The organism is Nostoc flagelliforme FACHB-838 (genome assembly GCF_014698065.1).
Lineage (GTDB): Bacteria > Cyanobacteriota > Cyanobacteriia > Cyanobacteriales > Nostocaceae > Nostoc > Nostoc flagelliforme_B.
Map to the genome: position 1 here is coordinate 1 of NZ_JACJSI010000616.1, position 2,537 is coordinate 2,537.

At 42.8% G+C, this 2,537-nt stretch carries 2 protein-coding genes and 1 pseudogene; 1 reads left to right on the forward strand and 2 read right to left on the reverse strand.

Annotated features, from left to right (window positions below; genetic code table 11):
• Positions 1 to 265: 265 nt before the first annotated feature.
• The gene (locus H6G97_RS49715; protein ID WP_338422027.1) at positions 266 to 655 is read right to left on the reverse strand and encodes a GIY-YIG nuclease family protein; all 390 of its coding nucleotides are present in this window, start codon (positions 653 to 655) and stop codon (positions 266 to 268) included.
• A gap of 173 nt (positions 656 to 828) precedes the next feature.
• Here H6G97_RS49715 and H6G97_RS49720 point away from each other — a divergent pair, with 173 nt between their 5' ends.
• Positions 829 to 1,029: a hypothetical protein gene (locus tag H6G97_RS49720; RefSeq protein WP_094345289.1), complete on the forward strand. Its 201-nt coding sequence runs from the start codon at positions 829 to 831 to the stop codon at positions 1,027 to 1,029.
• Between the two features lie 414 nt (positions 1,030 to 1,443).
• Here the strand turns inward: H6G97_RS49720 and rsgA are convergent.
• Positions 1,444 to 2,163, reverse strand: a pseudogene (gene rsgA / locus H6G97_RS49725) (ribosome small subunit-dependent GTPase A).
• Positions 2,164 to 2,537 lie beyond the last annotated feature (374 nt).

A 2,537-nucleotide genomic window follows, 5' to 3' on the forward strand; every position in this document is an offset into this window, starting at 1 on the left:
AAAAAAACCGGAGAAAAATATGTAAACAATTTGGGAAAATCCTATTTATAAAAGCTCCATAAAAACAAGCTTTAACAACAGTTACATGAGTGATATAGCAATCCTGTTTTGACACTAAACTTCACTTTTTCTACCCAAACGGTTGCCCCCAGCGCTCCCAGTTCTCCTTATTAAATGGACTGCGCCACTTCAAAATTAAGTTCAATTCCAATTCCTGCCGCGCGCATCGGTCAACAGGCGTATCCCACCAAAAAGCGATGCTCACTTACCGTTGCAGTCCATAGTGATAATGTAGTGAATGGTAACTATCTAGATATTGCTTGCATCCATGCTCACCTTTCCACCGTTTACCAGATCGTCTTGTTTCACCAACATACAACAGCAAGGGCATGGCATTATCAATCACAAAATAAATAGCGGCGCTACCCGCATCTGTTGGCATCCTGTAAAACGCCATTGATTGCAAGGGTAGGGTAAAAGGATCTATCGCGTCTGGGTCGCAGTGCTTTGGTGCAATGTCGAATAACGTCGTCTGCTGCAATGGCTTGGTTTCCCTCACTACCTGCTGATAGCCAAAAATTTGCGCTTTCCAGTTTAGCAGCGCCTCAAGGCTGATTACCAGTGTTTCTGCTCTACGTGCTGGTGTGGGGGTCACAGATGGGAATAGGTTTAACTGATTTGGTTCCAAGGGTATTATGGGGAGGGAGCGTGCCGACTAGCTGATTATCCAAGAGAACTGACAATTAAGAGCATTTGCTTTTGGTGTCGCCAGAATAACGAAAGTGGTAGAGTTAAGAGCGATCGCTACGCTAAAAATGTTTTTAAAATATGGCTGACCAAAAAGATAAAGCTCAAGAAAAAAACCGCCTTGAACAGCTTCAAGATGAACAGGGCAACACTGATTCTAAACACTCAGGCGGTGCTGGCGCTTCTGGCGGCAATTCAGGTGCAGGTAAATCTGGTACATCAAAAATTTCTGCCACTGGTACACCTGATGATATCGAAAAAATTGATCAGGATCAGGAGTAAAACTGACTCCGACGAGTCAAGGTTTAACTGAGTAACTCAACAATGGTGGATTGAATACCTTATTATTCAGTCCACATAAGCTTTCGCAACGCGATCATCAGAAGGCTATCAAAGAATTATGCCTTTGATATTCAATCCGCACTTGCTTAACGTCAAGAGGCTCAGACTCTGAAAACACAAGTTGCTCTACTTGGCAGAACCCTAAATTTTCTCGCAAAAAACGAATAATCTTGAAGTTGGCATTACAAAGGTTAGAAGTCAGCATTAGTCAGCGCATCACAGACGGCAACTATGATTTTGAACAGATGCCAAGGCTTGCAAGATTTATGAACTTGAAGTTAGGGCTGGGGATTTATTAAAAGGACGGGTGATATCTCCGTCCCATAAGAAAATCAGTTAATTATCTCAACGTCATCAACGCTTGTGATAATTTCGCATAGCTTTATGGATTTTCTTGGAGCGTTCTTTCTCATCTAATTGCGCCCGTTGGTCTTGTTTGCGAACAAGATAGTTAAGTTCTTTTTGCAATTTTTGGTAGCTGAGGAATCTGAAAAAATCAAGTTCTCCCTCAAGTAATGCTTGTTGCACTGCACAACCAGGTTCGTTGTTGTGTTGGCAATTACGAAAACGGCATTCTGCGGCTAAAGTTTCAATGTCTGCAAAAGTTTCTTGCAAGCTTTCACCACCTGCCCAAATTTGAATTTCTCGCATTCCTGGGGTATCGATAATTAAGCCGCCTGTCGGCAGTAATATCAATTCTCGATTTGTAGTCGTGTGACGACCTTGGTCATCACCTCGACGCACTGGTTACACAGCTTGTACTGGTGCACCTTTGAGTTGGTTGGTGATAGTAAATTTACCCACACCAGAAGATCCCAACAAAGCAACTGTTTGTCCTCGCTGGAGGTATGATTTCAAGACATCCAGCCCTTGAGCAGTGCTGGCACTCAATACTAAAATTGGTACTCCTTGAGCAACAGCTTCAACTTTTGAGACATTATCTTCTAAAGAATTGCACAGGTCGGCTTTATTTAAAACGATGACTGGGTTTGTACCACTATTGTTTGCCAAAATCAGATAGCGTTCAATTCTTCTGAGATTAAAGTCGCCATCAAGTCCACAAACCAAAAACACGGTGTCAATGTGTCAATGTTAGCTGCAACAATTTGTTCTTCGGTTTTACTACCAGCGATTTTTCGTGAAAACTTGCTTTTTCTCGGCAAAACTCCGTGAATGCTAGCGCGTCCTTGTTCTCGCACCTGAATGATAACAACTTACGCTAGAAGAGTGGGGAACTGACCGTGAAAGCTCAGGCAGCCATCGGCTGCCTCTAACTCCCCCCTCGTAATGATTATCATTTTTATAATGAATGAGATTTAATTTCCTCAAAGCCTTATGTAGTTTGAGTCTTGGTGTATTTCACCCTGATTCAGGGTCGTCAATATTTAGATGCGTTTGCCCTGCTCCTCCAAACTATGCCCCTCGTAAGAAGAAGGACTCCCGAGGCA